This is a genomic window from Desemzia sp. FAM 23988 (genome assembly GCF_045528365.1).
Lineage (GTDB): Bacteria > Bacillota > Bacilli > Lactobacillales > Carnobacteriaceae > Desemzia.
Genome location: NZ_JBGQQS010000021.1, coordinates 1 through 25574 on the forward strand (window position 1 = coordinate 1; position 25574 = coordinate 25574).

Below are 25574 nucleotides of genomic sequence, written 5' to 3' on the forward strand. Positions count from 1 at the left end.
CAGGATCAAACTCTCATAAAAGTTGCAGACCGAAGCCTGCTTATTTTAATGATGCTTGTAGCTCATTAATTGATTGCTAGCGAATAAATATTCACTAATTTGTTTGTTTTGGCACTTGCCAAAACTTCCTTACACGTTTGGTTCGTCTTACTTTGTTTAGTTTTCAAAGGTCTAATTTCGTTCGCGTTGTCGCTGTGACAACTTCTTAATAATACCAGAGTGTCAAATCAATGTCAACAACTTTTTGAAATTATTTTTTGTTACTGGTTTGTTAAATCTTTGTCACCTGCAACGTTTATTACTATACCAACATTCTTGGGTTTCGTCAAGCTTTTCATTGAAATAAAATTTACAAAATACCAAAGCTGAACTTTACAAATCAAACCTTCGCTAAAACGACATATTTCATTCAAATTAGCGAACGTTAGTCGATTGATTTCTAAAATGGTACAGCTTTAATCAAAATGTATATTTATTGCAAAAATATACTATTATTCATTTCCCCAGTTTTGTTGGATAAACCCGACTCTACCTGAACCGCGACTGTATCTATTGTAATGAGCACTATTTTTCTTGTAGAAGTCTTGGTGATACTCTTCTGCTTCATAGAATGGTTGTGCCGGTTCTATAGAGGTAACAATCGGTTGCTTAAATCTTCCGCTGCTTTGTAAAGCTTGTTTAGAAGCTTCTGCAATTCTCTTTTGCTCTTCATCATAATAAAAAATAACAGGGCGGTAAGAATCTCCTTTGTCTGCAAATTGGCCTGAAGCATCTGTTGGGTCCGTTTGTCTCCAATACACTTCTACTAAATCTTCGTATTTAAATACTTCTGGATCGTATGTGATTTGTACAGCTTCTGTATGTCCAGTAGTACCCGTTGTAACTTCTTCATAGGTTGGATTCTTAACGTGCCCACCTGTATATCCAGAAACTACTTTCTCTATGCCGGGTAGAGAATCAAAAGGTTTTACCATACACCAGAAACATCCGCCAGCAAATGTAGCTTGTTTTAAATTAGTTTGTCCCATCTCTATACCTTCTTTTCTAAATTAGTATTTACTAGTATATCACCTTTAATGTAGATGTTAAAAAGTTACGACTGATGTTAATTACAAAAAGGAAGCATCAAATGACTGCTTCCTTTTGTACCTGTCTGATTAATAGAACAAGTTGCTACCATAGAATACATTTTTTAACGGATTTCAGTTAATCCACCCATATAGGAAACCAATGCTTCTGGAATTTTTACTGAGCCATCTGCTTGTTGATAGTTTTCTAGAATAGCTGCTACTGTTCGTCCTACTGCTAGTCCTGAACCATTTAACGTATGAACGTATTCTAATTTGCCTGTTTCTTCATTACGGTAGCGGATTTTTGCTCTTCTAGCTTGAAAAGCTTCCGTATTTGAGCAAGAAGAAATTTCGCGATACGTATTTTGAGCAGGTATCCATACTTCTAAATCATATGTTTTGGCTGCTGAAAAGCCCATATCTCCTGTACACAATGCCAACACACGGTAAGGAAGATTCAATTTTTGCAGCACATCCTCCGCATTAGCAGTCATTTTTTCTAGTTCTTCATATGATTCTTCAGGTTTACTAAATTTAACCATTTCTACTTTATTGAATTGGTGCAAACGAATCAAACCTCTGGTGTCTCGTCCAGCACTTCCAGCTTCAGATCTAAAAGAAGGGCTTAAAGCTGTGAAATAAATCGGCAATTCTTTTGCATCAATAATCTCATCTTGGTAATAGTTGGTCAGTGGTACTTCAGCGGTTGGAATCAAGGTCAGATCACTGTCTTGCATTTGGAAAACATCTTCTTTAAATTTAGGGAATTGTCCTGTTCCAAACATCGCTTTGCTGTTTACCAAGTAAGGTGTCATCATTTCTGTATAGTTGTGTTCATAAATATGCAAGTCTAACATAAAATTGTAAACAGCTCGTTCCAGTCGGGCTCCAAGTCCTTTATAGTAAAGGAAACGGCTGCCAGATACTTTCGCGCCGCGTTCGAAATCTAAAATTCCCAATTCTTCCCCTATTTCCCAGTGTGGTTTAGGTACAAAGTCATAACTAGGAGTTTCGCCCCATTTGCGTATTTCTACGTTTTCTTCTTCATCAGCGCCAACTGGTACTGATTCGTGCGGTAAATTAGGTAAACGAGTGGCAATGTTTTCCAGGTTTTCTTCTATAGTAGCCAACTCTTGATCCAACTGTTTGATCTTTCCGCCTACTTCACGCATTTCAACGATTTTACTCTCTGCATTTTCTTTCGCGCGCTTTAATGTAGCGATCGCATCGGACACTTCATTACGGTAGCTTTTTAACTTTTCTGTTTCGACTATTAAATCACGTCTCTTACCATCCAATTCGAGATAACGATTCAACTCTTCTTCCTTAACTCCACGAGCAGCTAATTTTTTAGCCACTTCATCAAAATTGTTTCTCAGCTCTTTGTTGTCTAACATTGTTTTCCCTCCTAAAATTGTATGTACAAAAAAAAGTCCAATTCGTCCCTAATGATATAGGGACGAATTGGACTATCTATTTCGCGGTACCACCCAGATTTAACTTTATAAAAAAGCTACTCTCTACTTCAGATAACGGTCTGGAGCCGAAATAATTTAATACTTAACAACAAGCCGTTAAGGTTCATTATTTACTTCATGTGATGGATTCAAGAAAAGTAATTATCAGCTTGCACCACCCGCTGACTCTCTGCAAATCAATTCTTCTTTACTAGCTCACATTACTAACGTTCAGTCTATTGAATTTATGTGCTTTTATTTTATCGAATCGCTATTTATAAGTCAACAAAAACTAAAACTTGGCTTACTTGAAGATATCAGCGAATAAATCTGAGAAGAAGTTACCAACCCAACGACCTGAAAGTACAAATACATTTGCTTTTTCAATGGCTTCTGTTGCAACAGCCGATACTTCTTGCCCATCATTTCCATCAATGTATCCTAGATCTTCACCTTCAACAGATACTTGGACTTTACCCATCTCTTGTCCTTTTTTAAGCGGAGCTGTTACTTGGTCTTCCGCATTTAGCAACTCTGGATCAGCAACAAAGTCAGCTGTTACAGATTCTGCGTCTGTTCCTTGTGGGACGACAATCGTTACATCAGAACCCGCTGAGACCTCTGCAGAATCAGCTTTTCCTTTATCAACAGCTACCGTTCCAGCTTCAGATACAACGTCTCCTTCTTTATAAACATCTAAGAAGTCCCAGTTGGCAAATACCCAATCCATGATTTTATCGGTTTCTTTGAAACGAGCCCCTTTGTCTGTCTCACCGTTTTCTGCGTTCATTACGATAGTGATAATACGCATGTCATCTTCTTTTGCCGTACCAGCTATTGAAGCTCCAGCAAAATCAGTCGTTCCTGTTTTAAGACCATCCACGTTTTCACGTTCAAATAACAAACCTTCCAGCATCCAGTTCCAGTTCGACATATCAATAGCGTCGGAAGTTCCTTCTCTAAAAGTCATTTTAGGAATACTCGTTGTTTCCAATACTTCTGGATAATCATTGACCAAATGCATCGCTACTTCAGCAATTCCTCTTGCAGTCATAGTGTTTTCATCTGTCTCTGAACTACCTGGATAAACATTTCCTTGTAAATCAGAATTATTTAAACCTGTAGCATTATAGATTTGGTATTCTGTGATACCCCACTCGTCCAGTTGTTCTCTCATTAAGTCAACAAAAGCTGGTTCTGATCCTGCAATAGCTTCAGCAATTGCGATCGTTGAGCCATTTGCTGAATAGATTGCTAGTGACTGGTACAATTCTTCGATAGAATAAGTTTCGTCTTGACGCAAATGAACATTTGACAGTCTTGTATCATGACTGATCTTAAATGCATAATCACTAATAGAAACTTGTTGATCCCAGCTCACTTCGCCAGCCTCAATAGCTTCAAATAAAATATATTCTACAATCATTTTCGTCATCGAAGCAATTCCTAGTGGAGTGTCTCCATTTTGGTTCAACAGCACTTTTCCTGTTCCTGCTTCTATAGCAAAGGCAGCATTTGCATTGATTTCAGGTGCTTGTGAAGCTGCTACAGCTTCTGTCGTGACGTTAAATTCTGTTCCAGCAATTTGAAAAGTAGGCGCTGCTGTCCCAACTAAGATTGTAGTAGCAAGGATAGCTCCGAATTTTTTAAGTTTTTTCATGGGTTTTATGTTCTCCTCAATCATATGATGATTTGTTTTTTAGTTTTTCTTTTAAATTCATTAAGGAATAGAGATAAATAAGTAATTTTCTCGCTTTTTCTATATTAACGAAGAAGGTATAAAAAAACAACCCTCTTTCCCGTTAAAGAAAGAATGACGGCTGTTTTGTGTTCACACTTTTTTAAAATGATTCACGTGAAACAATCAAGCATTTCACTCTAGAGAATTTAGTGGAAGTCGGATAATAAAACGCGTCCAGTTTTTATCTGATACTGCACTGATCGTCCCGTGATGCAATTCTACAATACTTTGAGCAATCGCTAGACCTAAACCAGTTCCAGCAGTCTCTTGAGAACGGGATTCATCCGCTCGGTAAAAACGATCAAAAAGATGCGCTAAAGCTTTGGAAGAAATTTTCTTCCCATCATTTTTGATGGTGATCACTGCTTCCTGTGCTTCCTGTTCCACTTCAATTAAGATGTGTTTGCCGTCTTTCCCGTATTTCAAAGCATTTGATAACAAATTATTGAATACCCGCACTAACTTTTCAGTGTCCGCTTCCATCTGCAAATGAGTTAAATGAGACACTACTTCAATTTCCATTTCACGTTTGCTCGCTTCTAACTCAAAATCAGCAGCAATTTGCTCCAGCATTTGGATCATATCAAAAGAAGTCGGCGTCAAAGGAGTCGTTTTTTGACGTACTCTGGTGTATTCAAACAGATCATCTACCAGAACTTTCATTTGCTTGGCTTTAGTGTACGCAGTTCTGGTGTACTTCAACAATTCTTCATTACTTTGGTAGCGTCCTTCTTCAATCAAGCCTAAGTAACCGATAATGGACGTTAGAGGAGTACGTATATCGTGACTGACATTGGTAATCAACTCATCTTTTGATTGTTCGATCATCCGTTCCTCTTCCATGGCTCTCACGGTACTGTCTACCAGCACATGGATACTATCCACTACTTCAGACATATCTCCTCGGTAATCATGTGAAATTCGATGTTCATAATGGCCTTCTGCAATGTAATGCAGTTCACTGATAATGTGGTTCAGCTGGTATTGACGGTAACGTCTTTTTAATCGCCAGTACGTCACTATTACGACGGATATCAGTAATAAAATAAGAAATGGTGGTGTAGAAGTAAACACTTGGCCGTCTTCAAGGTTGATGATCACGTCACCGATTACCCAAATAGATTTGAATGATTCAGGAAAAGCCAGCACTACACGTCTAAAAATCATGTGCACAGCATAGTAAGATAAGCACATTAATCCTGCAGTGATAAAAGCTTCTATAATCATTTTACTTTTTTCTTTTCTGGACAATTTCATGAGGAAAAAACTCCTTATATATAGTAGAAAGAACTGTTAGCGACAGCAAATAAAACCGCACCTTAACGATCTTCGATTTTATACCCTACTCCCCATACTGTTTGAATGACTTTCTCTCCACCAGTAGCTTCTTCAATCTTATCGCGCAAATGACTTACGTGAACCATAACGGTTTTCGCAGAAACAATACTTTCTTGCTGCCACACACGTTCAAAAATTTCTTCTGCGCTGAAAACACGGTTGGGATGACTGGCCAATAAATACAAAATACCGAATTCCAACACCGTAAGGACAATTTTTGTGCCAGTAATTGTTGAAACTTCGTGCGATTCTTTTTCAATAATCAGCGGCCCAATCTCCAATTTATCTGGTTGTTCAGGAACTCCCATATACTTACTCCTGCGAAGCAATGATTTGATACGGGCCATCACTTCTAACGGATTAAATGGTTTGACCACATAATCATCGGCTCCCGTCATTAAACCTTTTATCTTATCCACATCTGTTGTCTTAGCGCTCAACATTAAAATAGGCAGTTGCGTGTCTTTTCGAATTTCTTTAATGATCTCGTACCCGTCCATTTCGGGCATCATGACGTCTAAAACGACTAAATCGATCTCTTGCGTGTTCAATTTGCTCAATGCATCTTTTCCATTATAGGCTTTCTCTAAATCGAAGCCCTCATTTTGAATATATATCCCTAATAATTCAACAATTTCTTTATCATCATCAACGACCAATATTTTCATAACAATCCCTCGTTTTTCTTAGAATATAGTCACCTTCATCATAACAAAAAATAGCCGCTCTAAAGGTAAAATAATGATTAAGTTTTAAGAGAGTGGAGAAGAGTGTTTAGACTACTGGCTATAAGAAAATCTCAATAGACAGATGCGCAGAAAATGATTCAGCTGCTTAGTAAAATCTCCCCCAGAATCGAGTGTGCTTGGTGAGATCCATAGGAACGCTTTGCCGAAACCGTTGGAGCGTTAGCGAAGTACGGATTCGGTATGCGTAGCGAAGTCCAGCGCCTATGCTTTTTTAGAATATAGTACAACGATTAGTCATTTACGCTACTTAAGTTCTTCTAAGACAGCTTTTATTACTTCCAATATATTTCTCTTAATAAGCAAAAATAGTTTCAAAAATAAACTCTCTTAACTTTCACACACAAAAAAATTCTGGAGAAATCGTGATTGCTGGTAGCTATGTTCAAGATGAAATGCGAATTAGTCCGAGTTAACGCTTCAGCATTTATTTGGACTTTGAGGTTTGAAAGCTTTGAGACACTTTTTGACTCAAAGCGGTCCCATGGCTTTCACCCAGCAATCACGATTTTGGAAGAATTTTTTCTCTTTTCTTCAAGCCAAACGAAATCTTAAAATATCTAAATTTTAATTTACAAAAAAAGACTGCCTCAACTGAGACAATCTTTTAGTCTAAACGGCTTGCGTCACGCTCTTACTAGACGCGTTATGCAAGCCAGACTCTCTATGATTTCACTCCTCCTTTTATTTGGGAAAAGCACCCAATTAAAAGGAGGAGATGAACTCTACGAGAGTCTAAACGGCTTGCGTCACGCTCTTATCTTACTGAATAGAGTAGTTTGGTGATTCTTTTGTAATTTGTACATCGTGTGGGTGAGATTCGCGTAAACCTGCACCACTCATTTGAACAAATTGAGCATCTTCACGAAGCTCTTTTAAATTTCCTGCTCCAACATATCCCATACCTGAACGGATTCCGCCAAGCATTTGGAAAATAATATCTTGGACGCTTCCTTTATAAGCTACACGTCCTTCGATACCTTCAGGAACTAGCTTATTCGCTTCATTGGTTGCTTTTTGGAAGTAACGATCACTGGAACCAGCTTTCATTGCGCCTAAGCTGCCCATTCCACGATAAGTCTTGAAACGGCGTCCTTGGAAAATCTCGAATTCACCTGGAGATTCATCTGTACCAGCTAACATACTGCCCAGCATTACTGCGTGTCCTCCAGCAGCCATCGCTTTAACAATGTCTCCAGAATACTTGATTCCGCCATCAGCAATAATAGATTTGCCATACTCTTTAGCAGCTGTAGCTGCATCGTAAATCGCTGTGATTTGAGGAACACCAACACCCGCAACAACACGTGTCGTACAAATAGAACCTGGTCCAATACCAACTTTTACAACGTCAACTCCAACATCGAACAACGCTCTAGTTGCTGCGCCTGTTGCCACGTTACCAGCAATTAAATCAATATTTGGGAATTCTTCACGAATTTCTTTGATTTTACGGATAACGCCGGCACTATGTCCATGGGCTGTATCCACAATAATAGCATCCACACCTGCGTCAATTAACGCTTGAGCACGTTCAAACGTATCACTTGTTACTCCTACTGCTGCAGCAACTAATAAACGACCATGTTTGTCTTTAGCGCCATTAGGGAATTGGATGATCTTTTCAATATCTTTGATTGTGATCAACCCACTCAAACGACCCTCTTTATCTACTAAGGGTAATTTTTCAATTTTGTGTTGATGCAATAACTGTTCTGCTTCTTTGAGAGAAGTACCTTCTGGAGCCGTAACAAGTTTATCTTTCGTCATGACATCATTGATTTTTTGAGAGTAATCTGTGATGAAACGCATATCACGATTCGTTAAAATTCCTACTAATGTGCGTTCTTCCATTGTGTTGACAACTGGAACACCGCTGATACGGTAACGGGACATCAATGCTTCTGCATCTGAAACAAGATGATCAGGAGTCAAATAAAATGGATCAATAATAACGCCGCTTTCTGAACGTTTTACTTTACGTACTTCATCAGCTTGCGCTTCAATACTCATATTTTTATGAATAACACCTAACCCGCCTTGACGCGCCATAGCAATCGCCATATTTGCATCTGTTACAGTATCCATACTTGCACTCATAATTGGAATATTCAATTTAATCTTTTTAGTCAATTGAACACTCAAATCTACATCATTCGGCAATACATGGCTTTCCGCCGGCATTAATAAAACATCATCAAACGTAAACCCTTTTTTAGCAAATTTCGTTTCCCAGTTAGACATTTCCATCAAGCACTCCTTCTCAAATATACTGAACTTTTGTCAGATTTTTTACTATCTAACCTATCAAAATAACCCCCTTGCGTCAAGCCGTTTTCCCATTTCTTTCAAGATTTGCCTCCTTTTCTCATTTGTTCCTCATTCCAAATAGCAAAATAAAAAACTGCTGATTCGATTCGAAAATAAATCTCGAATGGAATCAGCAGCTTAAGTTATTTTGTATGAACATTGCATAATCGCAACTGTTCGGAAAGAACCTCCCACTGTCACAGTCGCAAGTCGTTCAGTAAGTATAACGTGTTTTGGAAATCAAAATGGGTTGCTCCACGCTCTTAAAATAAGGTCCCTTTTACGTGGTATTTGCGTTTGAAGTACCATTTCCCTGCAAAGGCAAGTGCTCCGATAATCAGATTAACGATGCCTGGCAACACGACGTTGATTGAAGTTGGGAGAAGAGCCATTGATCCGGTCATGACGATAATCCAAGCAAACATCGCTACAACGGAAACTAAAATGTAGCGCAATAAACTTCCTTTGACGCCTTGTGTAGGTGCATTCTTAGTGATCGCCAAAATAACAAATCCCCCCACTATGAAGTTCAATAGAAGAGTGATGATTCCCATACCCGTAGAATTAGCCCCATCTCCCAACAAAGCGGACAATCCTGTAATCAAAGCAAACATTCCACCCAACATCAGTGCTCCATCTACGTACAGCTTCCAATCTTCGGAACGTTCTGCTTTCCCGTCAACCGCTTGTTGAGGACCTTCAACGATTTCAATAGAACGCTCGGTAACCGTACCATATAATTTACGGGCTGTTATTCCAGAAGCTTGCTGAGAAATGATATTCTTTAACATGTCGTTAAACACTCTTGTTTTGTCATCATCTGGGTAATTAGCTTCTATCAAACGTTTGTCCAGTTTAGCCATGTAATCTTCATTTTTGTTAGTCAATTGTGCATATAAAGTAGTATTTTCTTCTTTCAACGCTACCAAATTATCTACTGCTTGTTCAGCGTTTACTTTTTTCTCTTCATTCTTCTTCACCGATTTAAAGCCCCCTATTTAGTCTATACATTAAATCTAAAGAGCATAATGTCGCCGTCTTGAACTACATACTCTTTACCTTCTGAACGCATTTTACCTGCTTCTTTCGCTGCTTTTTCACTGCCCAGTTGATCAAAGTCTTCATAAGCGATGGTTTCAGCGCGAATAAAGCCTCGTTCAAAATCTGTATGGATTACTCCGGCTGCTTGAGGAGCTTTCATGCCTTTTTTAAATGTCCAAGCTCGTACTTCTTGTACACCAGCTGTGAAATAAGTGCCCAAGCCTAGTAGATTGTAAGCAGAACGAATCAATTTGTCTAAACCAGCTTCTTCAATTCCCAAGTCTTCTAAGAACATGGCTTTTTCATCATCATCCAGTTCAGCAATTTCTTCTTCCGCACGTGCACAAATCACGATCACTTCTGCATTTTCTTTAGCCGCATACTCGCGCACTTGTTTTACATATTCGTTTTCATCAGCATTCGTAATATCGTCTTCTGCAACGTTAGCTACATATAAAACAGGTTTTGTTGTTAACAAGAAAAAGCTTTTTACTGTCGGCATTTCATCGTCGGTAAAGTCTACTGAACGAGCGGGTTGCCCAGCTTCTAAAGCCGGCTTGATTTTATTTAAAACCGCTAATTCAGCCATAGCTTCCTTGTCTTTAGTTTTAGCCATTTTAGCTACACGTTTTTGACGTTTATCAACAGACTCTAAATCCGCCAATACCAACTCTAAGTTGATTGTTTCGATATCATCGATCGGATCTACTTTTCCGCTAACATGCGTGATATTGTCATCATCAAAACAACGCACGACTTGACAAATCGCATCTACTTCACGGATATTGGCCAAGAATTTATTTCCCAGTCCTTCTCCTTTACTAGCCCCTTTAACGATTCCAGCAATATCTGTAAACTCAAAAGTTGTGGGAACAGTTCGTTTCGGTTCAACTAGTTCAGTCAATCGATTCAAACGGTAATCCGGTACTTCTACTACTCCTACGTTAGGGTCGATCGTTGCAAACGGGTAATTTGCTGCTTCTGCTCCTGCTTTGGTGATGGCGTTAAACAATGTTGATTTTCCAACATTCGGCAATCCTACTATTCCTGCTGTTAATGGCATACTATCTGCTCACTTTCTATGATTAAAATTTACTGCTCGATTCACTTTTCTTCTCTGCAGTTTCAAGAACTTTTTTCATTTTCCGTTCAAAATCTCTTCTCGGCATCATGACCATATGACCGCACTTTGTGCACTTGATGCGAATATCCATTCCCATACGGATGATTTGCCAGCGATTTGCGCCACAAGGATGCGGTTTTTTCATTTCTACAATATCGTTTAAATCATACATCAAAGCCACTTCCATTCTTTAGTTATGCCCGGACTCATTCCTCATCAAATTGAATCTCAAGAATATCCAAGATCCGAGTTAAATCCTCTGTAGAAAGATACTCAATTTCAATCTTTCCTTTGCTTTTCTTGTCATTGATTGAGACATTTGTGCCAAATTTATCCATCAAACGCTCTTCGCTTTCACGAATATAATAAGGCTTTTTCACAGGTTCTTTAGACTGTGGTTTTTGTTTGCTTTCATTCATCTGTGATACCAACTGCTCGATTTGTCGAACGGTCAGATTATCTTTGATCACTTTTTTGGCCACTCGGACGATTTGCTTTTTATCTTTTAAACCCAATAGCGTGCGGGCTTGTCCCATTGAAATAGTATTCGTTTGCAACATTTTTTTGACTTCCTCTGGCAATCCCAACAATCTTAAATAATTGGCGATGTACGGACGACTTTTTCCTAATCGTTGAGCCACTTCTTCTTGAGTCAATTTCAAATTTTTCATTAACATGTTGTAAGCTTCTGCTTCTTCAAGAGGGGATAAATCTTCCCGTTGCAAGTTTTCCAATACGGCAACTTGCATCATCGTTTCTTCGTCAAACTCTCTGACAATAGCCGGAATCGTGTCTTTACCAGCTAGTTTAGAAGCTCTAAACCGACGCTCTCCGGCAATGATTTCAAACCCTTTTGCTGCAGACTCACGTAAAATGATCGGCTGGAACACACCGGACTGTTTGATCGAAGCCGCTAACTCATTCAACGCTTCTTCGTCAAAAGTACGGCGCGGTTGATAAGGATTCGGACGAATCTCACTCAGCTGAATCTCTTGTACTCGTTCGTCATTGGCGTCCACTTTATCAAATTCTGCAAATTCCGTAAACAACGCATCGATTCCGCGACCGAGACCTTTACTGTTTTTATTAACCAACTGCTAACACTTCCTTTGCTAGTTCAACATAAACTTCTGCACCTCTGGAACGTGGATCGTAATCAATAATAGAAAGCCCGTGACTTGGAGCTTCAGATAAACGAATGTTGCGTGGAATGATCGTTTTGTAGACTTTTTCACGGAAATATTTTTTCACTTCATCTACTACTTCATAGCCTAGATTTGTTCGTGCATCTAACATCGTCAGCAATACCCCTTCGATTCTTAGATCAGGGTTAAAGTGTTTTTGAACCAGCCGGACTGTATTCAGCAGTTGGCTTAACCCTTCAAGAGCATAGTACTCACATTGTACTGGGATAAGAATGGAATCACTAGCTGTAAAAGCATTGATGGTTAAATGCCCTAGTGAAGGCGGACAATCAATCAAAATATAATCGTACTCATCCTGCAAGTCACGCAAAGCACTTTTTAGACGAGATTCTCGAGCCATTTGCGTCGTTAATTCAATTTCTGCCCCAGCCAATTGAATAGTTGCCGGCACTACCCATAGATTTTCTCTAGAGGATGGCATGACAACTTCTGCTATCGGGGTTTCATTTACCAACACATCATAAATGTCTTTTTCAACATCTACCTTACGTACTCCTAAACCACTTGTCGCATTTCCTTGTGCATCAATATCAATCAATAAAATTTTCTTTCCTTGATGCGCTAATGCAGCGCCTAGATTTACCGTTGTGGTTGTTTTTCCAACGCCGCCTTTTTGATTTGCTACTGATATCACTCGGGCCATTTCATTTCCTCCATATTATAAACTTGCTAAAGCTGAACAATTCTTCTTTTCCAACGCCAAAAAAGAGACACGACACGCATCTCTCCTTATACGCATCTTTTCCAAATGATTTTTCATTTGCCGCTCTTTATTCTTTTTTGTCTTTAGGGATCTCAATCGTGATCCGATAAACATCCTCTAAGTTTTCTTCGGTTGCTTTGATCTTCATACCGGTCTCTTTTACCATAGAGACTGTTTTTTTGATCGTATTCATCGCCAAACGAACATCTTTAGAGACGCTTTTTCGTCTAGCTTTTTTCGGAACTTCTTTTGACAACTCTACAGTTTCATTTTTAATGAGTTGTTCTACTTCTTTGACCGTTAATTTTTCTGCTTTGATCCGGTCGAGGTATTCTTGTTGTTTTTCTGCGTCCACTGCCAACAAACTACGTCCATGTCGTTCAGTGATCTCATTTTGCAATAAAGCCTTTCTGACCGGTTCAGACAACTTCAGCAACCTCAATTTATTGGCTACAAAAGATTGGCTTTTCCCAATACGTCCAGCTAATGTTTCTTGAGTAATCTTATTCATGTGCATCAAGTCTCGATATGCTTGTGCTTCTTCAATAGAAGTCAACTCTTCGCGCTGCAAATTCTCGATCAACGCTACCGATGCGGTTTCTTTATCCGTCATTTCCGTAACGATCGCTGTAACTTCTTTCCATTCTAATAGTTGAACAGCTCGAAAGCGACGCTCCCCAGCAATAATCTCATAATGATCTTCTTCTGTTTTACGCAAAATGATCGGTTGGATCAAACCATGCTCTTCTATAGTACGCGAAAGTTCCTGCAGCTTTTCGTCATTAAAGATTTTTCTAGGCTGGAACTGGTTGGGACGAATATTTTCTATCGGAATCTGTTGCACTTTTGATGAATCACTGAGTTCCTCCGCAAATATTTCTTCCATTTTCTCTGTTTTTTTCTTGGATTTTCCTGAACCAAACAAATCAGACAAAGCCATAATTCGCTAAACTCCCCTTAATTTCTACTCTGTACAACTCCAAATACTCCTCTATTATAACAAATGCCATTCTTAAAACATAGGTACTGCCACAAAAAGACAATCCTTGTTCAAATGCTGATGCAATTGGTTCGTTACAAAGGATTTTTATTTGGGGTACCTGGTTTTCTAGGGTATTTATTTGGGGTTTCTTTTTTCTTATCGATCACTAAGATATGACGTTCACCAGCTTCATTCGGCAACTCAAAAGAAAATTCCTCGCGAAACTTACCGCCTAAAGTAGCGATGGCTTTTTTACTGTCTTGCATTTCTGTTTCGCTGCTGGCTGCTTTCATAGCTATAAATGCTCCACCCTTTTTAACCAAAGGCAAACACAATTCCGACAATACACTCATTCTGGCTACAGCTCTGGCTGTAACATAGTCAAAAGTTTCTCTGAATTGCTTATTCTGACCAAATGTTTCTGCTCGATCATGGTACAAATGAACATTTTCTAATCCTAGTGTTTCAACTAGTAAATTCAAAAATTGAATTCGCTTATTTAATGAATCAACAATCGTTACTTCCAACTCTGGAAAAACGATTTTTAGGGGGATGCTTGGAAATCCTGCACCAGCACCTACATCACACAGGCTTTGGACCCCTTTAGTAAAATCCACATACAATCCAGCTGTAATCGAATCATAAAAATGTTTCAGATAAACTTCTTCACGTTGAGTAATTGCGGTTAAGTTGATTTTTTCGTTCCACTCTTGCAACAGTTTTAAATATTGCTCAAACTGTTCCATTTTCTTCTCTGTAAGCGGAATCCCTTTCTCTTGAAGGGCTTTTTTAAACTCTTCTGGGTTCATCATTCCAACTCCTTGTTTTCCAAATGTGAAACACAATTTGTTTCACGGATTACTTGTTTAACTGTATAACAAATCCCTTTGAACTTCAATGCTTTTAGAAGAATTTTTACGAAAAATTTCTGTCTATTCCCTCGTTTGATAACAATTAGATTAGAAAGATTAAAATCAAATGATTTTATTTATTGACATTCTCATGGAAGGTCGTTAAACTATCTTCAATGGTCAAAAAATACAGTGCAGACAAAGGAGTTGTTGAAAAATGATGAATCTAAAAACACATCTAGCGAGACCTGTTTCTCGTATTTTCAGCACCTCTTTTGTCGTCATTGTCATTTTATTACTTTAGCTAGGATTCGAACTATTCATTTAGTTGAGTCCTTGTTCGCGTACACGGGCTTAGCTTTAGTAATGAAGCAAGCCTGAACGATTTGGGGCTTGCTTCTTTTTTTATTTCGTTTTTTACCTAGATGACATAAAAGACCAAAACTATCACTAAAAATGGAGGGCAACAAGTATGAAAAAATATTTAGTAGATCGCATGTACAAGGCATCATCAGGAATAGCCAATGCTATTTTCGTCACCATCGGTATCGGCTTATTGTTAGAAACTATTGGCAACATGACTGGTCTCTCTGTTTTAGTGACTATTGGCGTAGCAACGAAAATGCTGATGGCACCAGCAATTGGTGCAGGAATCGCTATTATGCTAGGTGGGAACACCTTGACCATCTTTAGTGCTATGGCCGCTGGGACGGTAGGTGCAGGTGCTGTTCAAACAACTGCCGATGGGTTGATCACCATTGCTTCAGGTGAACCAATTGGTTGTTTGATCGCAGCTACTATTGCTACATTTATCGGAAAACGAACTTCCGGAAAAACGCCTTTAGATATGATGGCTATTCCTTTATCAGCTGTTTTGGTTGGTGGTATCAGCGGGTATTATTTGAACTTTGTGATCTCGCCTTTATTGAATACGATTAGTGCATTTATTTCGGCTTCTGTTGCTGGTTACCCTGTTATCGGTTCTGCTGTTATTGCTATGGTCGGAGGTCTTGTACTGATGTCTCCTGCTTCTTCCGCTGCAATAGCTATCGCCTTAAACTTAGATCCTGTATCCAGTGCTGCTATGTTAATCGGCACAACTAGTATGTATGTAGCCTTCTCATTTGTATCGTTACGTGAAAATGACTTAGGCGGATTTTTGGCTCAATTTATTTGTACACCAAAAGTACAGCTGCCAAACATCATTAAAAATCCAATGATTCTTGTAGCACCGACTATTGCATGTGCAATCGCTGCACCCATCGCAACGTCAGTACTTGGTTTGACTACTGCTAGCGCATTAGGCGGTCTGGGATTCTGTTCTTTCATCGCTCCCATCACTATTCTTGGGACTCAAGGTTTAAGCAGCTTCCTTAATTATATGATTGCTGGTGTGGTCGTTCCATTTGCAGTTACTTTCTTTATCTCATTTGCCATGAATAAATTTGAGTATGTGCGTAAAGGGGATATGGCTTTAGTAGTTAAATAAAATCATCTCTATATAAGGTGTCGGCGTGATTTTACGCTGACACCTTTTTTACGTATATGCTGAATATCTCTTAGCTATATTGCATCTAAAAAATAGCCCTAGAATAAAGACTGCTGTCTCGATTCTGTGACTATTCCTGAAAGAATTATTGAGGGCTTTACTTTCAAAGCTTTGACTAAGTTACAAGCTTGTTTCTTAATTTATTTTCTCTAATACTTAAAAAATAGGTAAGAAAAAACGGCAAGGACCTTTAAGAAAAAATCCGCTGCCGTTTTATAATTGATGGTCCCTACTGGGCTCGAACCAGCGACCCCCACCTTGTCGAGGTGATGCTCTCCCAACTGAGCTAAGGAACCTTTTTTTGTTCATTGTTACACAATCCTTAATTAGTATACCTTAAAAATAACGGTTCGTAAATACTACAATATAAAAATAATTGTATGGTGCTGCATGTTCCTCTATTGCAGCAACTAGCAGGTGCTAAAATACAACTAATAAATGATAGTCAATAACCTTTAGTTTCGGTATGATAAGCATGAGTAAGACATAAGGAGGAAAACAAATGGCCTTAGGAGAAAAATTAAAAGAAAGTAGAATCAAAAAAGGATACTCGCAGGGTGATGTAGCAGAACTGTTGCATATTTCAAGACAATCCATCTCAAAATGGGAAAATGGCAATAGTTACCCTGATTTAGATAATTTAGTAAAGTTAAGCAACTACTACGAAGTTTCCATTGATGAATTACTGAAAGAGAATCAGGAATTTAAAAAGAAAATAGCAGAAAATGAAGTTAAAATTGAGGAAAATTATCAAAAATTGGATTTCATTCGTGGAAATTCTGTAAAAGACGAAGGGCTTATACTATTGATTCTTGCTTTTATTGGTTGTTTAATTGCACCTTTAGGGTTTATTGTGGCTCCATTCCTCATCAAGCGCAACAAAAAAACAAACACACTCTATAAGTTGGTGTACTTAGCATGTGCTTGTTGTTTATTCGTTAATGTATTTGTTGTGTATAGTGCTGTCGGCGACTATATGGGCTGGGGCACAACAACTGTTGAATATCTTGGCGATTAATAACTAGTACGTGATGACAATATTACTGCCAGATAATTTAGCTCTCAAATTTATAGAAGATTCTACAAGCAGCACCGTTCTCTTTAAATAATAAGTGGCTTATGTAGGACTATCTACTTTTAGTTGCAAGCTTTTAAAACTTCCAATTAAAGCTGTTGCCGAAGCAGAATGTGCTCTTGTAATTTTCTGATTGCTTATGTCAATTTTATAGCTTGCCTTCCACTGTAAGGGTCTTTCTTTAGTAATTTTATAGGTACCATTCTTGACGTTGCTTGCCCTCATAAAAAATTGCGGCTCTTCTTCAACACTAATGATATACGTCTCCCCTAGATCGCCTTCAACTTCAAATTGTTGCATCCCGCCTTGGTTTATATCATAAAAAACACTGTTATAGGGTGATGGAAAAGTCTCTTCAGCGTGCACCTTCGTTGTAGTGACCAAACTAAAAAAAGTAACACAATTTAAAAGAAAAACTATTTTTTTCAACTAAATCCCTCCAAATATATTTTATAATAACATATAAAATATAACAGATAAGTTCGCATTAATAACTACTTATTTTAATTTAAGTGAACAATTATTAACTTCCCACTTCGAATAAAACTTACAATAAGTAAAAAAATCCCTCTTAAAATTAAATTTCTTTTCTTTTGACACTTCAGCAACCATTGAGTGCTAAAAAGCAACTGATGGCTTATAGTCATTGCTGATTACTTTCAGTATGATAGTTAAAAGAGCGAAAGAGGAGAAATAAATTATGAAAGAAGTCATTTTTCTTACGTGTGTTTCGATCATTTTAGGAGGATCTTATATTCTTTTTGAAGTATGTATTGGAAGTAATTTAGTAACCTTCCTTATTTCGATCATTTTAATATTGGTTATCTTTCAACTAGCTTGCCAATATATCGATAAAAAGAATTAACTCCTATAAAACCAATCATTGTTTAAATTTTTAGTGTCTACATGTGTTATAATAAACCAAAAGAAAGCGGATTCTGTAATGGAGGGATAAGATATGTTTGGTCTTTTGATACTACTTGTCGTCATTGGAATATTTGTTTATTCTGCTAAACAAGGTGATGAGTCCTCACTGTTAGGAACTCAGTTTAATACAGTAGTTACTTTTCAAGATGAATCTTACGCAGATATTAGAAGTTATGAATTATTTAGAAAAGTTGCTAAGTGGGAAAAAAGCGGTCAGTTATCATTTAAAGGAAATATCACCATTCTCAAAGCAGAGCTTATCCAATTGATTCATACAGAATTAGATATTCCTACAGACCAATTTAAAGTGACTTTTTCAAAAGCAATACGACTAAATTTGATTACATTGTAACATTTACCACTATTCCCAGACCTTTAATAGAGAACCAGCCTATTTTAGAAATACTGGGCATTTGGGAGAATTACGGGAAAAGTAGTTATAGAATATCAACTACTCTCTCTGAAGAAAATTTTAGAGAACTGATAGCACAAGAACTTTCTATTCCTGAAGATAGTTTTACTATCCATAATGCAGCGAGTTTTGTCTGGTCAAGATTGTTATGATTTTTTCTATCTGCTTAATGCAAAATAAGTATTCATTTTTTATTTCCCAGGAAATAATCCTCCAAAATCCATTGCTCAAACCTTAGACTGAGTAAAATAGGAAAGCTTCGTGTTATACTACACCTACTAATTCATCAAGAGAGGGATTTGAAAATGGATAAATGGGCTTATTATTTAAGAGAAATTTTGTATGCGACCGGTAAAGGAATCAAAGGTTTCCTGATTGCTCAACTAAAACTTTCTGTCTTAACATTTGTTTTGCTGTGTATTGGATTTGTAGTGATCGGAATCGACTGGTGGGGATTAAAAGCTCTAGGTATCGCTATTGTAGATATGATTCCAATTTTAGGCAGTGGAATCATCATGCTTCCTTGGGCCATCATTCGTGCATTAATGGGCGATGGTGATGTCGCTTGGAAAATCGCAGTGCTTTACGTTGTCATCTTGCTGGTACGCCAATTCGCAGAACCTTATCTGACTGGGAAACAAATTGGAGTTCGTCCACTGTACACATTCCTGTCTACTATTGTCTGTGTGTTGATATTTGGACCGATTGGAGCTCTTTTGGGTGCAGTTGTAGCGATTATCATCAAAGCGATCTTTAGCGTCCGCGATATGCATCAGGTGATAGAAGAATCAGATTACAAATAATTAGTTGTACACAAGCGGCAGCCGACAAAAAGGGCTCAACACTGGAGGAATATCCAGTGTTGAGCCCTTTTTTTTATTAACTGTTCAAAAAAACGCCCTGTTTTAGCTAAATGAAAAGTAGTAGTATAGAAAGTAGAGTCTAAAAGTCAATTTTATAGAGAAAGGACCTCGTTATCGTGAAAAAATTATTTTCTGTACTTGCTGACCGCCGTATCCGATACATCACTAAAGGGATTGTGGTAGGTATTTTTGCAGGTTTAGTTGTCAGTTTATTCCGTTTAGGAGTAGAACTTATTCTTGAACATATGCTTAATTTGTATTCATTTTTCCATGAACAACCATTATGGTTGATTCCTTGGGTGCTGGTTTCAATCGTTACAGCAATCATTATTGGTTTATTTGTCAAAAGCGAACCTCATATCAAAGGGAGTGGTATTCCGCAAGTAGAAGGCCAAGTCCAAGGTGTGATCCAGGTCAAGTGGTGGCCTATTTTGTGGAAAAAATTTATCAGCGGACTACTAGCGATTGGATCAGGTCTGTTTCTTGGAAGAGAAGGTCCTTCAATCCAATTGGGAGCATCTGTGGGCTTAGGAGTTAGCCAGTTGACTCATGGGGATGAGACGGAGGAAAATGTCCTCTTATCTAGTGGCGCTGGAGCGGGTTTAGCGGCCGCATTCAACGCTCCCATCGCAGGATTGATGTTTGTATTGGAAGAAGTACATCACAATTTCTCCCCTGTAGTCGCAATCACCACCTTTACTTCAGCTATAGTCGCTAATTTTGTATCTTTAACTATTTTTGGTTTAACCCCGGTGTTGGACATTGGTCCTGTACTTTCGCTGCCGTTAGAATACTACATCTATTTGCCGATATTAGGAATCGTGTTAGGCTTTTGTGGTTGGTTTTACAACAAAGTCTTATTAGATGTACTGCCTAAATTTTATCAGCTTTTTTCATTTATACCTGTCTATTTTAATTCAGTGATTCCTCTTTTATTCTTGATTCCGATCACCTTTTATTTGCCTGAACTGGTTGGCGGAGGAAGCGGGATCGTTGTGAACCTACCTGAATGGAATCTATCATTAGCCATCTTATTTGGCTTATTTATTTTTAGATTTATTTTTTCAATGGCCTCTTATGGTGCTCATGTTCCAGGTGGTATTTTCTTGCCTATTTTATCTTTAGGTGCCATTATTGGAGCGTTGTTCGCCCAACTATTGGTCCTTTATTTTCAAATGGAACCTCTGTTTGTGACGCATTTTATTTTATTTGCTATGGCAGGTTACTTTACCGCTATTGGTAAAGCTCCATTAACAGCTATTTTATTGGTAACAGAGATGGTAGGTGGATTGAATCAATTGATGCCATTAGCGGTCGTTGCCTTAATCGCTTATGTAACAGCTGACTTTTTAGGGTCTAAACCCATTTATGAAAGTTTATTGGAAAAATTGATTCCTTCCAGCACGAATGTCACTCTCCATAAACCCTACTCTTTTGTTCATTCTGTTGAGCCTGATAGTTCTTTAGCTGGCAAATCGATCAAAGAAGTCGCTTGGCCTAAAGAAATGGTAATCACATCCTTGCGTAGAGGGAGCGAATACCATGTTCCTCATGGAGAAACTTTGATTCATGTTGGAGATCACTTGGTCATTGCTTGCGATTTGAAGTTAGCAGGTATGGTCCAACAAACATTAAACGAATACTAGCTCTAATTTTCACATGAGAGATACAGTTCTCCAACTGTATCTCTCTTTTTCAAGCTCTTTAGTTGACTCCATTCCTAGAAAAAAATATGCTTTGAATTAAGGGAGGAATTTAATATGACTCATACTCAAGAGATACCTAAAGAAGAAGGATTGGATCATTCATTGGATGTATTGAAAGAAGGTTATGCTTATTTTCTGGAAAGACGTAAAAAACTTGATACGGATGTATTTGAAACGACTGTATTGGGACAAAAAACGTATTGTCTAGGTGGAGAAGCAGGTGCTGAACTGTTTTATGATACTTCTAAATTTAAAAGAGAAAATGCCATGCCGAAACCTATCCAAAAAGTACTTACTGGCGAACATGGAGTGCAGTCACTGGATGGAGAAGAACACGAGAATCGTAAAAAAATGTTTATGTCCTTGATGTCGCCTAAAGAATTGGACCGATTAACTGCTATTTTAAACAGCTACTGGAATCAGTATGCCTCTAAATGGAAATCAATGGATCAAGTAGTCTTTTATGAAGAAGTCAAAGAGATTCTTTTCCACACAGCATGTGAATGGGCTGGTGTGCCATTATCTGAAGAAGAGGTGGCCGGTCGTACAAAAGACGTCGCGAATTTATTTGAAACGACCGCTTCTGTCAGTCCTGCTTATTTAAAAGGCAGACATTCTAGGACAAAATCTGAAAAGTGGATTAAAGACCTTGTCCAACAAGTTCGTCATCAAAACTTATCCGTTGAAGAGAATACTGCTCTTTATGTCTTTGCTTGGCATAGAGACACTACTGGAAAGTTACTAGATGAAGATGTTGCAGCAGTCGAAATATTAAATATTATTCGTCCAATCGTTGCTATTTCGATCTATGCAGCTTTTACAGCTTTGGCCTTGATTCAGTTTCCCACTGCAGCAGAAACATTGAACTCACAAAATCCTGCAGACTACCAGCACTTTGTCCAAGAGGTGCGCCGTTTTTATCCCTTCTTCCCTTTTCAAGGTGCTTTAACCAAAAAAGATTTCTCTTGGAATGGATACGAATTTAAAAAAGACACCTTAACCATTCTGGATATTTATGGAACCAATCACGATCCAAAAATTTGGAAAGAAGCTCACGAATTTCTACCTGAACGATTTAAAGATTGGAAAGAAAGTCCCTTCTCTTTTATTCCTCAAGGCGGTGGAGACCACTTAGGCGGACATCGGTGTGCCGGAGAATGGATCACGATCAAAGTGATGAATGTATTTTTAGACCACTTGGTCAATCAGCTGCAGTTTTCTGTTCCTGAACAAGACTTAAATTTTAATCTGTCAGAATTTCCTACTATCCCAAATAGTAAAATTATTCTCTCCAACATACATTTCAAGTAATTGTTTATCGTTTTCAGGGCGCTTCAAAATTCCAGAATATCGTTGCTTAATCAGCTAATTGAAGGTGCTTCGCTTCAAATTGAGTCAATTGGAAGTAAAGCATCTTTAATATATTTCTTGCAAAATCCGACAAGTACGTTTAATATAAATTTTAGGCAAGCCTAAACTAATAATAAAATGAAATTATTCTGAATTTAATTTCTTAAATCGAATCCATTATATGGATTCCATTTAAATTTTTAGGCACGCTTTATCTTTAATCTAATAAAAATGGTGTTTATCAAGGAGGAAAGAATATGCTTGAAACATTTTCATCGTTTCACCCTGTACTACAAGCACTTATAGCAGGATTATTTACATGGGGTTGTACAATATTTGGTTCAGCTTTTGTCTTTTTATTTAAGGATATCAATCGCAAATTTCTTGATTCTATGAATGGTTTTGCAGCTGGTGTCATGATTGCTGCATCATTTTGGTCATTACTAGCCCCCTCTATTTCTTATGCAGAACAAAATGGTTACGGCACTTGGTCTTGGGTTCCAGCAGCAGTTGGGTTTTTAGTGGGAGGATTCTTTTTAAGATTGATCGATGTGGTCATTCCCCATCTGCATTTGGAAGAACCTATCGAACATAGTGAAGGTCCAAAAACAAAAGCTTCCAAAAATTTATTGCTCTTTTTAGCCGTTACGATTCACAACATTCCTGAAGGGTTGTCTGTAGGGGTTGCTTTTGGAGCAACTGTTGCAGGAGCAGCTAATGGAGATGCTTTCTTAAGCGCGATTGGACTTGCTTTAGGAATCGGGATTCAAAATATACCAGAAGGCTCCGCTTTGTCCATGCCGATTCGTGCTGCTGGAAACAGCCGTTGGAAAGCCTTTAATCTGGGTCAATTATCCGCTATCGTAGAACCGATTGCTGCTGTTATTGGTGCTATAGCAGTTATCTCCATGGCAGCTATCTTACCTTATGCCTTAGCATTTGCTGCAGGAGCTATGATCTTCGTAGTAGTAGAACAATTGATTCCTGAATCTCAAACAAATGGGAACAATGATATTGCTACCCTGTCCTTAATGATTGGATTTGCTGTGATGATGGTTCTAGACGTTGCTTTAGGTTAAAAAAAACTGCTCCCTATAATGAACAAGCTTTTAACAAGCTGTTTCTTATAGGGGGCAGTTTGTGCGTTTCTTTAGATAAAAGGTTTTTGGTTGAAACAAGTTCAGTATTTTTTAGTAATAGTCCATTTAGTTTTCTTTTATCCCTAACGCGAAATCCTTATTGAGTAAGAACGGACGATAGTACCCTAATGTACTCGCTAGAGGAAGAACTGATGCGTCTAATTGAATATTCAACTCTTCGGCTAAATAGTTCCTTCTTGCCTCAATACGCTTCCACAATTTCGGATAATTAGATGCAATCTCTTTTCTTAATTGCTCATCCGCTAAAGCAACGGTGCTTTCTGCTGAAATGCCATTGTGTCCTTCTTGTGAAGGGATAAAATCAACTTGAAATATCATTCCGCTTTGAATAGTTGCTTTTGAACCAGCATAAAAGGGCGAGGACAACCATTCTTCATCAGCTGTTAGATGTCCTGGACACAATTCCCAACCGTATGTTGCTTGAGGATAAAACTTTTCAAATTCTTGGTAAAAATCCCCACCATTTTTTCCGATCTCAATATTTTGAAGCCAGAAGTGATAGGCCGAAAAATAAGGTTTTACTACTTCATCAAAATAATTTTTGTCTACAGCTTCCAATTCATCTTTATTGGATACAGCGTAACCTGATCGGCTAGACAAACCACCTCTATATCCTACTGTTAAGGCAACTTTTTCGCCTTTTTCTAGTTTATTATCGGTAGGGTATAAATTCCCCTTCACAAAACGAGGACCAAATGCTGAAATGGTGACAACGTTATTGTATTGCCCAGCGCGATTCAAATAGTTCCCTATTTCTGTTTCCACGACTCCAACTTGCAGCTTGTTCATACTTTCTAGTACACCGTCTGAAGCTAAGGAAGCTCCAAATTCATAATGAGCTATCTCATTTGCATTGTTTGTGGTACGTGCTCCATCTACAGGACCGATAAATAAGCCGGTAGCGTTGTGTAACTTATCATCTGTTACAATCGATCGAACAGCTTCAAGAACAAAATACGGTAGATCAAATGACTTGCCTAAAGTGTCCGGCATCAGTTTCCAGCCTACCAGTCCTACTTTTTCGCTTTTATCTAACGAAACCTTTTTTAAACATTCTGTTAATTCACTACTGTCTCCCATTGGCTGATTAGGCAGAGAAAATAATGAGCATTTCTGCCCTTCTGCTTTAATACGCGAATAGGAAACTTTATTAGAGTTCTCATTTCCTAAAATCAAATGAGCGCTCCCGTCTGCATTAAAAACCAATAAAGCTTCTTCAAAGCGAGGAATAAAACCAACTAAATACTCAAAGTTGCTCCCATGTTCTTTATCTGCATAAATAATCAAAGAACTATAGCCAAAATCTTTCATCAATTGTCTCACTTTTTGCTTCCGCTCTTCAATCGTTTCATCCGTCAACATAACAGGAATACCTGAATGATCCAAAATAGGTGCTTTCACTTTCATAACATCGATTTTCATTCTTCTTTCTCTTCCTTTCTTTGAGAACGCTAACTTAACCTACATTATATCATATTCGACCATTATTTTGCCCTCATTCCTGAAAGTTACCTTTTAGCTGCGTCAGCCTTCTTATTTAGAGCGAAAAAACAGGCCCCACTAAGAAAAATTGTTTTCTTAGTGGCACCTGTTTGATTTTCGCCATAACTCACGGTTGAATTTTGATTCTACAACATTTGACGTTGGTAAGTAGAAAATACACTTCTTTCTAACTCTAAATCTATTAGAAACTCAGTTCTAGAAATTTCTGGAGGAATATGGGGTTGCTTATAGCCATGAAAAGGATGCAATGAGAATTACCCCGAGTTAAGCTTCAGCTTTTACTCGGGGTTTGTTCTCCGCTGCGCTGCGCATACCATATCCGTACGTTGCTAGCGCTCCAACGGCTTCGGCAAAGCTTGCAAGTCTTGAGACGCGGTTTTCGGCTCAAGGCATTCCCATGGCGTTCTATAAGCGACCCCATAGGCCGGAGGAAATTTCTTTACCAACGTTAGAAGATGAAGA

At 38.2% G+C, this 25574-nt stretch carries 23 protein-coding genes, 1 tRNA gene and 1 other annotated feature; of the genes, 8 read left to right on the top strand and 16 right to left on the bottom strand.

Annotated elements, in window-relative coordinates; all coding sequences use genetic code 11:
- Window positions 1-491: 491 nt before the first annotated feature.
- From msrA to rsmG, 13 genes are all read right to left on the bottom strand, one after another.
- A complete protein-coding gene (msrA, locus tag ACEN4L_RS10575; RefSeq protein WP_407097297.1) occupies window positions 492-1028 on the bottom strand; it encodes a peptide-methionine (S)-S-oxide reductase MsrA in 537 nt (178 codons plus the stop codon).
- Window positions 1029-1192: 164 nt separating this feature from the next.
- Window positions 1193-2467, bottom strand: a complete 1275-nt coding sequence (gene serS, locus ACEN4L_RS10580) for a serine--tRNA ligase (protein ID WP_407097296.1) — start codon at window positions 2465-2467, stop codon at window positions 1193-1195.
- A gap of 55 nt (window positions 2468-2522) precedes the next feature.
- Window positions 2523-2761, bottom strand: a binding site (T-box leader).
- Between the two features lie 70 nt (window positions 2762-2831).
- A complete protein-coding gene (locus ACEN4L_RS10585) occupies window positions 2832-4187 on the bottom strand; it encodes a serine hydrolase (protein ID WP_407097295.1) in 1356 nt (451 codons plus the stop codon).
- A 213-nt stretch (window positions 4188-4400) separates the two neighbouring features.
- Window positions 4401-5525 carry a sensor histidine kinase gene (locus ACEN4L_RS10590; RefSeq protein ID WP_407097294.1) on the bottom strand — a complete coding sequence of 375 codons (1125 nt, stop codon included), beginning with the start codon at window positions 5523-5525 and terminating at the stop codon, window positions 4401-4403.
- A 62-nt stretch (window positions 5526-5587) separates the two neighbouring features.
- The gene (locus ACEN4L_RS10595) at window positions 5588-6274 is read right to left on the bottom strand and encodes a response regulator transcription factor (RefSeq protein WP_407097293.1); all 687 of its coding nucleotides are present in this window, start codon (window positions 6272-6274) and stop codon (window positions 5588-5590) included.
- 840 nt (window positions 6275-7114) lie between these two features.
- A complete protein-coding gene (gene guaB, locus ACEN4L_RS10600; protein WP_407097300.1) occupies window positions 7115-8596 on the bottom strand; it encodes an IMP dehydrogenase in 1482 nt (493 codons plus the stop codon).
- 329 nt (window positions 8597-8925) lie between these two features.
- Window positions 8926-9642 carry a DUF1129 domain-containing protein gene (locus ACEN4L_RS10605; protein WP_407097292.1) on the bottom strand — a complete coding sequence of 239 codons (717 nt, stop codon included), beginning with the start codon at window positions 9640-9642 and terminating at the stop codon, window positions 8926-8928.
- A 23-nt stretch (window positions 9643-9665) separates the two neighbouring features.
- On the bottom strand, window positions 9666-10766 hold the full coding sequence (gene ychF, locus ACEN4L_RS10610) for a redox-regulated ATPase YchF (RefSeq protein ID WP_407097291.1): 1101 nt from the start codon (window positions 10764-10766) through the stop codon (window positions 9666-9668).
- A 22-nt stretch (window positions 10767-10788) separates the two neighbouring features.
- Complete coding sequence (locus ACEN4L_RS10615; RefSeq protein WP_079650637.1) at window positions 10789-10998, bottom strand: DUF951 domain-containing protein; 210 nt, start codon at window positions 10996-10998, stop codon at window positions 10789-10791.
- Window positions 10999-11032: 34 nt separating this feature from the next.
- Window positions 11033-11920, bottom strand: coding sequence for a ParB/RepB/Spo0J family partition protein (locus tag ACEN4L_RS10620; protein WP_407097290.1), 888 nt, complete (start codon window positions 11918-11920; stop codon window positions 11033-11035).
- Window positions 11913-12674, bottom strand: a complete 762-nt coding sequence (locus tag ACEN4L_RS10625; RefSeq protein ID WP_407097289.1) for a ParA family protein — start codon at window positions 12672-12674, stop codon at window positions 11913-11915. Before ACEN4L_RS10625 ends, ACEN4L_RS10620 begins: the two co-directional genes overlap by 8 nt.
- A 127-nt stretch (window positions 12675-12801) precedes the next feature.
- A complete protein-coding gene (gene noc, locus ACEN4L_RS10630; protein WP_407097288.1) occupies window positions 12802-13674 on the bottom strand; it encodes a nucleoid occlusion protein in 873 nt (290 codons plus the stop codon).
- A 134-nt stretch (window positions 13675-13808) separates the two neighbouring features.
- Window positions 13809-14525, bottom strand: a complete 717-nt coding sequence (rsmG, locus tag ACEN4L_RS10635; protein WP_407097287.1) for a 16S rRNA (guanine(527)-N(7))-methyltransferase RsmG — start codon at window positions 14523-14525, stop codon at window positions 13809-13811.
- Between the two features lie 514 nt (window positions 14526-15039).
- Between rsmG and ACEN4L_RS10640 the strand changes: the two genes are divergently transcribed.
- The gene (locus ACEN4L_RS10640) at window positions 15040-16056 is read left to right on the top strand and encodes a PTS transporter subunit IIC (protein WP_407097286.1); all 1017 of its coding nucleotides are present in this window, start codon (window positions 15040-15042) and stop codon (window positions 16054-16056) included.
- 283 nt (window positions 16057-16339) lie between these two features.
- Here the strand turns inward: ACEN4L_RS10640 and ACEN4L_RS10645 are convergent.
- Window positions 16340-16412: transfer RNA gene (locus tag ACEN4L_RS10645), tRNA-Val, on the bottom strand.
- A 206-nt stretch (window positions 16413-16618) separates the two neighbouring features.
- On the opposite strand from ACEN4L_RS10645, the gene ACEN4L_RS10650 reads away from it, so the two are divergent.
- Entirely contained in the window at window positions 16619-17134 is a 516-nt protein-coding gene (locus ACEN4L_RS10650; RefSeq protein ID WP_407097285.1) for a helix-turn-helix domain-containing protein, read from the top strand.
- Window positions 17135-17233: 99 nt separating this feature from the next.
- Here ACEN4L_RS10650 and ACEN4L_RS10655 read toward each other — a convergent pair whose 3' ends face one another.
- Complete coding sequence (locus ACEN4L_RS10655) at window positions 17234-17620, bottom strand: DUF5626 family protein (protein ID WP_407097284.1); 387 nt, start codon at window positions 17618-17620, stop codon at window positions 17234-17236.
- A gap of 271 nt (window positions 17621-17891) precedes the next feature.
- Between ACEN4L_RS10655 and ACEN4L_RS10660 the strand changes: the two genes are divergently transcribed.
- The 6 genes from ACEN4L_RS10660 to ACEN4L_RS10685 all read left to right on the top strand — a co-directional run bounded on the left by ACEN4L_RS10660 (window position 17892) and on the right by ACEN4L_RS10685 (window position 23528).
- Window positions 17892-18056, top strand: a complete 165-nt coding sequence (locus tag ACEN4L_RS10660) for a hypothetical protein (protein ID WP_407097283.1) — start codon at window positions 17892-17894, stop codon at window positions 18054-18056.
- 93 nt (window positions 18057-18149) lie between these two features.
- Window positions 18150-18470, top strand: coding sequence for a hypothetical protein (locus tag ACEN4L_RS10665; protein ID WP_407097282.1), 321 nt, complete (start codon window positions 18150-18152; stop codon window positions 18468-18470).
- Window positions 18471-18835: 365 nt separating this feature from the next.
- The gene (locus ACEN4L_RS10670) at window positions 18836-19333 is read left to right on the top strand and encodes an AI-2E family transporter (RefSeq protein ID WP_407097281.1); all 498 of its coding nucleotides are present in this window, start codon (window positions 18836-18838) and stop codon (window positions 19331-19333) included.
- 176 nt (window positions 19334-19509) lie between these two features.
- Window positions 19510-21039 (top strand): chloride channel protein, encoded by a 1530-nt coding sequence (locus ACEN4L_RS10675; protein WP_407097280.1) that lies wholly within the window; start codon window positions 19510-19512, stop codon window positions 21037-21039.
- 114 nt (window positions 21040-21153) lie between these two features.
- The gene (locus ACEN4L_RS10680; protein ID WP_407097279.1) at window positions 21154-22410 is read left to right on the top strand and encodes a cytochrome P450; all 1257 of its coding nucleotides are present in this window, start codon (window positions 21154-21156) and stop codon (window positions 22408-22410) included.
- Between the two features lie 296 nt (window positions 22411-22706).
- Window positions 22707-23528 carry a ZIP family metal transporter gene (locus tag ACEN4L_RS10685; protein WP_407097278.1) on the top strand — a complete coding sequence of 274 codons (822 nt, stop codon included), beginning with the start codon at window positions 22707-22709 and terminating at the stop codon, window positions 23526-23528.
- Window positions 23529-23654: 126 nt separating this feature from the next.
- On the opposite strand, the gene ACEN4L_RS10690 is transcribed toward ACEN4L_RS10685, so the two are convergent.
- A complete protein-coding gene (locus tag ACEN4L_RS10690; RefSeq protein WP_407097277.1) occupies window positions 23655-25031 on the bottom strand; it encodes a Xaa-Pro aminopeptidase in 1377 nt (458 codons plus the stop codon).
- Window positions 25032-25574: the final 543 nt, after the last annotated feature.